We start from the raw sequence: 6,842 nt of genomic DNA on the forward strand, positions 1-6,842 counted from the left end.
ACTGGGAAGCCCATGAAGCCTGGGAGCCTCTCTGGCAGGCTGCGAAACAAAGCGCTCAGCACCGCCTGTTCTTCAAGGGACTGATCCTGTTGGCGGCGGCCGGCGTGAAGATCCGTGAGGGAAAGCGGGTCGCCGCGGCGCGCCATGCGACAAGAGCTGCAGGGCTTTTTCGTCAGGTGGGGAGTCCGGGCGGCCTGTTTGAGAAAGCACTGGGAATGACACCTGCCGCGCTCGCTGAACATGCCCAAGCGGTTGTCGCTTACCCGGTTGTTCTGCGGGAGCCAAAGTCTGCCGAGCCTGAGCCCGCCTTTAATTTCATACTCGCACCAGTATCCGAGAGCGTTTGATCGGCAATTCAGTGGTCCAAGCTAACTTTGTCAGCAGGAAACGGGGCCTTTGAAAACCGCTCACCACCCGCATGCGTCACAAACAATAAGAGTGCAGTAATGTTTTATAGGCAACTCGCGGCCGCTTCGATGTCGATGGTCTCGAGGGTCGGGGCTGACCGGTCGCGCTCGTAGCCAATCGATTGATGGCAGAGATGCCGGCCAGGCTTCAATGACGGGGATGGCGAAAAGCTGAGTGCTCGGGCTTGCGGGCCGAGCTTGTCGGCCGCTCGATGGAAAGTGTCATTTGAGGTGGGGTGTCGGCCACGTGCAGCTGAAAGACACGCTCGTCCAGTTCCTTGTCCACTTCCGTCAGACGATGATTGAGGCGAAGGTAGTCCGTCCAGGTCGGCGTGCGGAACGTTTCTGTCCAATGCATAGGCTTCTGCAGGTTCCGCTGGAGCGTCCAGTTCCGAGCACCGACGCGGCTGTGTACATGACGCCGCTGCCGCATGAGGTCGAGGAAAGCCTCGAGATTTCTCTCGGCTATCAGATATTCGACCTTGACCACGATCGGGCCGCTCCTCGGTTTCAAATTGAGAGAGACAGCTGGGGCATCGAATTCCTCTAAGGGATCGGGCTCGGAGTCGCGGCGCTCTCGAAGCGGAAAGAGAACGCCGGCTGCAGCGACGATCAACAGGGCTCCAGCGGAACCCTCTAGCGCCCAGGTCAGCGAATGGTTTTCGGCCACCGTGCCCCACACCCAGCTGCCGAGCGCGATGCCGCCGTCTATCAAAGCATAGTAGATCGAGATGGTGCGCCCCACGACCCAGCGCGGGCTCGCCAGCTGCACGCTTACACCAACCCCGGACCAGGCGGTCACCCAGCCCGCGCCGCCCAAGGCGAGTGCAATTGCCGCCACGGCAATCGAAGATGTCAGTGCCAGGGAGAGAGAACACGCCGCACAGGCGACGCATGAAAGCCTCATCAGTCGCTCCTGCGACAAGCTCCGTCTGAACAGGCTGTTGGAGAGGCCGGCCAAGACGGCACCGGTTCCGAAGCCGGCCATGAGCGCGCCATAGGCAAGCGGGCCTCCTCCCAGCTGGTCGCGGACAACCACCGGCAGCAGCGCGAGTATGGCAATGCTCGCCAGGCCAAAGAGGGTTCCGCGCGCGATCGCTGCCTTGATTTCCGATGACATCGCCGTGAAGCGCAGCCCGTCATAGATCGCCGTCCTCATCGACTCGCGGGGAAGAGGGGACGAGCGAACCTTCCACTTGCAGCGCCAAATAGTAGCCAAGGGTACGAAATAGGTGAGCGTGGTCACCGCGAATGCCGCCATAAGGCCAAATGAGGCAACCACAATGCCGCCGAGCGCCGGACCCACAGTCCGGACGGTGTTGAAGCCAACAGAAAGCAGGGTGACGGCAGCGGGAACATCGCGTCGATCCACGATATCGCCGACCGACGCTTGCCAGGCCGGATCATTGAGAGCACCGCCGCTTGCGATCAAGAAGCTGAAGCCGAGGATCATCCATGGACTGACAAAGCCCAGCGCCACGGACGCGGTCAGCATCGCGGACGCAATCACCATAAGGCACCGACCGGCGAACATCACCCGGCGCCGGCTGAAATTGTCGGCGAGAGCTCCGGCAAAAACGGACAGGACGAAAGCGGGCAGGTTCGATGATGCCTGCACCAACGCAACCATCAGATCGGAAGTCGAGATCGTTGCCATCAGCCAGCTGATGGCAACAGTCTGCATCAACCAGCCGAGGCTTGAAACCTGCGTGGCGAGCCAGATCGAGCGAAAGGTGGGCTGCAGAAGTGGCCCAAAGGTCGTTGGTGCAGCCAAATCTTCGTTTGATCCAGCCACCCTACTCATTTTGCGATCCTTTGCTTTCCGTTATTGTCGCTTCCCATGTAATCTAGGCTGAACCGTGGCGGCTGGAAGAATAGATGGACCCATTTGTCTCCGACGGTGTGGCCACAGTTCCTCCTGACCGGTGGTCTGGCGGCCGAGACGCAGAAATGGGCCGGCTCACTCGCCTTCGACGACATGTTGGTGAGCCGGAATTCTCATGTCATTTGAGACATCATGCTCGTTCGACGCGCTGCCGAGCGATTTTTCGCGAAACGCGACCCTGTTCTTTTGTTGGAAACTCAATCATCAGCGCCGTTCGATGCTGAGTGTGGCTTTCGAAAAGTGAGGACGCTTGCAGATCTTTGACAGGATCGATTCCCTGATAGACGCAGACGATTGCCAGGCCGCGATCGAAGAGGCGCGCGCCTTGCTACTTCGATTCGAACAAAGGTCTGATGCGCTCACGCATGCGATCGACGACTTTCTGCTCGACCTGATAACGCTGGCTTTCATTGTTGAATGTTACGGACGCGGCTTTGAACTTTTGGCGCGAACGCTGGCTCGTAGAAGACTGGCAAAGGTCAGGCTTTTGTCGGAAGGGGTCGATTCCGCCAGATAGAAATGACGCCCAAAGCTTGTTGCTAACCGGCTATCGCGCCGCGTTCCGCCACAGCGACGAAGGCAATTGACGACGTTCGACCACCAAAAAATAGGCGGAAAACCGGGGCCCTTTATGAGGCAGATTGGGTGTGGATTGTTCCGCGAATCTGAAAACTGCGGGTCCATTTGTGGCGTCCGGCCGTCCGCTTCATCGCGGCAATCGCCGCCCGCCGCCTCAGATGCCGCCCATGCAGAGGTACTTCATTTCAAGATAGTCTTCGAGGCCGTGGCGGGAACCTTCCCGCCCGATGCCGGACTGTTTTATCCCACCAAAAGGCGCGGCTTCTGAGGACATGCGTCCTGTGTTGATCCCCACCATGCCATATTCCAGCGCCTCGGCCACACGCCAGACACGCTTCAGGTTCGAAGCATAGAAATAGGCGGCAAGGCCGTAGATCGTGTCGTTGGCCTCACGCACGACCTGATCGGCATCCTCGAAGCGGATAATCGGCGCCAAGGGTCCAAAGGTCTCCTCTTGCGCCACGGTCATTTCCCTTGTGACGCCGCTGAGGACCATAGGCTGGAAAAAGTTGCCATCGCTGCCGATGCGGCCGCCGCCACATCGGATCGCGCCGCCCTTGGCCAAGGCATCGGCAATGTGAAGTTCGATCTTGGCCAGTGCATGCCCGTCGATCAGCGGACCGATGGCGACACCTGGATCGAAGCCGTCGCCGACCTGAAGCTCACGGACACGCTCCACGAATTTGGCGACGAATTCGTCATGAACGCCCGACTGGACGTAAAGCCGGTTGGCGGAAACGCAGGTCTGGCCGGCATTGCGGAACTTGGCCTGGATCGCGCCGTCGACGGCAGCATCGACGTCGGCATCATCAAAGACGATGAAAGGCGCATTGCCACCCAACTCCAGACCGACTTTCTTTATCTGGTCCGAGCACTGGCGCATGAGCAATCGGCCGACCTCGGTCGAACCGGTGAAACTGATCTTGCGGACCTTGGCGTTCGAGCAGAGTTCGCGGCCGACCGCATCGCCTTCGGAGGCGTAGATGAGGTTGACGACGCCTTCGGGAAAGCCGGCAAGATGGGCCAGAGCAAACATTGCACCTGCCACCAGGGGCGTCTGTTCAGCAGGTTTGAGCACGATCGTGCAGCCGGCGGCGAGAGCCGGCGAGATCTTGCGCGCTACCATTGAAGCCGGAAAGTTCCAGGGCGTGATCGTTCCAACGACGCCGACTGGCTGTTTGATAACCAGCATGCGACGGTCTGTCGAGGGCGCCGAGATCGTCTCACCATAGATGCGGTTGGCCTCTTCGGCGTACCATTGCAGATATGCGGCCGCATGCGCCACCTCAGACTTCGCTTCGGCTAGCGGCTTGCCCATCTCCGCAGTCAGGATCGCTGCAAGATCGTCGGTGTGGTCGACGATCAGTTGGTGCCAACGCCAGAGGATGTCGCTGCGCTCGCGCGCGGTCAGTGCTGCCCATTCAGGTTGCGCCACGTAGGCTTTGTCGATTGCGGCGCGCGCCTCCTCAACACCCATGTCGGGCAATTCCGCCAGCACCTCGCCGGTCGAAGGGTTCGATACCTCGAAGGTCCTCTCACTTGCTGGCATGCCAAGAGCCGGCACCCGGTCAATGGCTCCGAACAGCTCGCGCGACTTCAGGTGGCGAAGCAGTGGCTCGTACAGGGGCAACGCGTATCTCCTCGATGCGGTTAACGCGACGTATTTGGGTTTATTCGCGCGCCTCAGCTTCGCATAGGGCCTCGGTGAAGTGCCACTAGACCCACTCGATTCCACTCTATACATGCATCGCAACCACGCAGACAAAGCGAGCCTGCCGCGCGGTCAATTACTCCAACTGATCGTTACGGCCAAACCGCTCAAGGTTGGGTTGTGTGAGCTGAAGCTGCCACAGGGCTCAGTTCGCAGCGCGAGGCTATCCCTGATCTAGGATCTAGCTTTGACGAAAAGAGCGTTCATTGCGGACCATATCGTACGATTCGATGTAGGCCATCCCAAGAAGGTATCCCAGCAAGTGCAGTTTGTGAGAGGCTGCCACAAGATGCAGTTCTTTGAGAGTGGCACTGATGAAGGCAAGTGCCTCGCCACGGTTGCTAACCGGTCCCTTCTTTTTCATAGCACGAACCCTGCCGCCACAATTGACCCCACCTTTGATTGCACGCCCTCTCATCAGTTTAGATGCTTCTGGATGCATGCTTCGACCGGCACATCCATGCCGATGTCGAGGATTGGTGCGCTATGCGTAAGCCAGCCAACAGAAATGAGGTCGACTCCCGTTGCCGCGATGGCTGGTGCCGTTGCCGGCGTTATGCGCCCCGACGCCTCGGTGGTCGCGCGGCCGTCAACCATTGCGACCGCCTGGGTGAGTTGCTTGACGGACATATTGTCCAGCAGGACGGCGTCGACCCCGGCGGCTAGCGCTATCTCGAGCTGGTCCAGTGTGTCGACCTCGACCTCGACCTTGACCATATGTCCGACGGCAGCGCGCGCGCGTTCAATGGCCGTGCGGATGTCGCCGGCAATGGCGATGTGATTGTCCTTGATGAGCACCGCATCATCGAGCCCGAAGCGGTGGTTGGCGCCGCCGCCGGCGCGAACGGCGTATTTTTCCAGTGCGCGCAGGCCCGGAGTCGTCTTTCGCGTACACACGATCCTTGCTTTTTGTCCACGCACCGCCTCGACGATCTCGGCTGTTGCCGTCGCAATGCCGCTGAGATGGCAGAGAAAATTGAGCGCTGTACGCTCGGCCGCAAGCATCCCACGCGCCGGTCCACTCACCGTAGCAATGGTCTCACCCGCCGCGACCCTGCTGCCGTCCAGGCGTCCAAAATTTATGTCGATCGACGGATCAACAAGCATGAAAGCGTAGGCTACCAGATCAAGCCCCGCGAGAACGCCGGACTGCCGTGCTCTGAATGCAAAGGTGGCCCTGCAGTCAAAGGGCACAATGGCATCGCTCGTGAGATCGCCGGCTTTTCCCAGATCCTCCAGAAGAGCGCTACGCACGATCGGCTCGATCACGATCCCGGGAAGGGGCGGGGGTGACGTCATCAGGCACTCCGTTCCGCGGGCCGCAGGCTGAGTTCGGCCGCAACTGTCATTGCTGAGGCAAGGGTCAAGCGTGAAGACCGGGCCTGCGCCCTGCGTGTGGGGAAGTCCGACCTGTAATGCGAGCCGCGGCTTTCCTGGCGCCGAAGCGCTGCAATGGCGATCATCAGCGCGATCAAGGCGGGATCGGAAGCGCCAGTGTTGCGAACCGCCATCGGCAGCAGCGTTTCCACGGTGTCGGATAGTGCTTGCCCGTCCCGCATAACACCGAGCCCATTGGAGACTGCGTGGCGAACGGAGGAGGGGTCGGGCCGCGGGGGTGCCTTTGCGACAAGCCTGGGCCACTGCCAGCCCGCAGGAGCGGCAGCTACGCTTTGCGCGACCCACAACGAGGTCGTCACGGCCTCGGTCAGCGAGTTGCTGGCAAGCCGGTTGGCGCCGTGCAGACCGGTGCCGGCAACCTCACCGCAAGCCCACAAACCCGGCACCGTGCTGCGGCCCGCGGCATCCACGGCCACGCCGCCCATGTGATAATGTGCCGCTGGGCGCACCGGGATGGGCTCGACTGCCGGATCGATTCCGGCGTCCCGGCAATGCCGGGCAACAGCTGGGAAGCGCTTGGCGAAGCTGGGGCCAAGGGACTGCCGGGCGTCAAGGTAAACACGGTGTCCGGTGGCAAGCTGCTGCCACACGGCCCGAGCCACGACATCGCGCGATGCGAGTTCGCCGCCAGGCGTGTCGCACAGAAAGCGGTGCCCACGCTCATTGATCAGCACTGCGCCTTCGCCGCGAACCGCTTCGCTCACCAACGGCATCGGCCGCTGCGAAACGTCGAGCGCGGTCGGGTGGAACTGGATGAATTCCAGATCGGCGAGTTCTGCACCGGCGCATGCGGCGAGCGCCAGGCCGTGCCCGAATGAGCCGGCCGGATTGGTCGTGTCTCTGAACAGGGCGCCGATACCGC

The 6,842-nt window shown here is 60.9% G+C and carries 6 protein-coding genes; 2 read left to right on the forward strand and 4 right to left on the reverse strand.

The features are described from left to right. Positions 1 to 347: DUF309 domain-containing protein (locus NKH02_RS33730; protein ID WP_352884131.1), on the forward strand; the 347-nt coding region annotated here is incomplete at its 5' end. Between the two features lie 208 nt (positions 348 to 555). Here NKH02_RS33730 and NKH02_RS33735 read toward each other — a convergent pair. Continuing rightward, positions 556 to 2,211 (reverse strand): MFS transporter, encoded by a 1,656-nt coding sequence (locus NKH02_RS33735; RefSeq protein ID WP_352884133.1) that lies wholly within the window; start codon positions 2,209 to 2,211, stop codon positions 556 to 558. A 331-nt stretch (positions 2,212 to 2,542) separates the two neighbouring features. Between NKH02_RS33735 and NKH02_RS33740 the strand changes: the two genes are divergently transcribed. Then, positions 2,543 to 2,809: a hypothetical protein gene (locus tag NKH02_RS33740; RefSeq protein ID WP_352884135.1), complete on the forward strand. Its 267-nt coding sequence runs from the start codon at positions 2,543 to 2,545 to the stop codon at positions 2,807 to 2,809. Positions 2,810 to 3,025: 216 nt separating this feature from the next. On the opposite strand, the gene NKH02_RS33745 is transcribed toward NKH02_RS33740, so the two are convergent. The 3 genes from NKH02_RS33745 to NKH02_RS33755 all read right to left on the reverse strand — a co-directional run. Further along, on the reverse strand, positions 3,026 to 4,501 hold the full coding sequence (locus NKH02_RS33745; RefSeq protein WP_352884137.1) for an NAD-dependent succinate-semialdehyde dehydrogenase: 1,476 nt from the start codon (positions 4,499 to 4,501) through the stop codon (positions 3,026 to 3,028). 498 nt (positions 4,502 to 4,999) lie between these two features. After that, positions 5,000 to 5,881, reverse strand: a complete 882-nt coding sequence (nadC, locus tag NKH02_RS33750) for a carboxylating nicotinate-nucleotide diphosphorylase (RefSeq protein ID WP_352884139.1) — start codon at positions 5,879 to 5,881, stop codon at positions 5,000 to 5,002. After that, positions 5,881 to 6,842 (reverse strand): FAD-binding protein (locus NKH02_RS33755; RefSeq protein ID WP_352884141.1); only part of this gene is annotated, 962 nt, incomplete at its 5' end. The genes nadC and NKH02_RS33755, both read right to left, overlap by 1 nt.

Source organism: Mesorhizobium sp. M1396 (assembly GCF_040317725.1).
Classification (GTDB): Bacteria; Pseudomonadota; Alphaproteobacteria; order Rhizobiales; family Rhizobiaceae; genus Mesorhizobium.

Coding starts and splice junctions, on each gene's coding strand:
- NKH02_RS33735 (WP_352884133.1), bottom strand. CDS start 2,211: ATGAGTAGGGTGGCTGGATCAAACGAAGATTTGGCTGCACCAACGACC.
- nadC (WP_352884139.1), bottom strand. CDS start 5,881: ATGACGTCACCCCCGCCCCTTCCCGGGATCGTGATCGAGCCGATCGTG.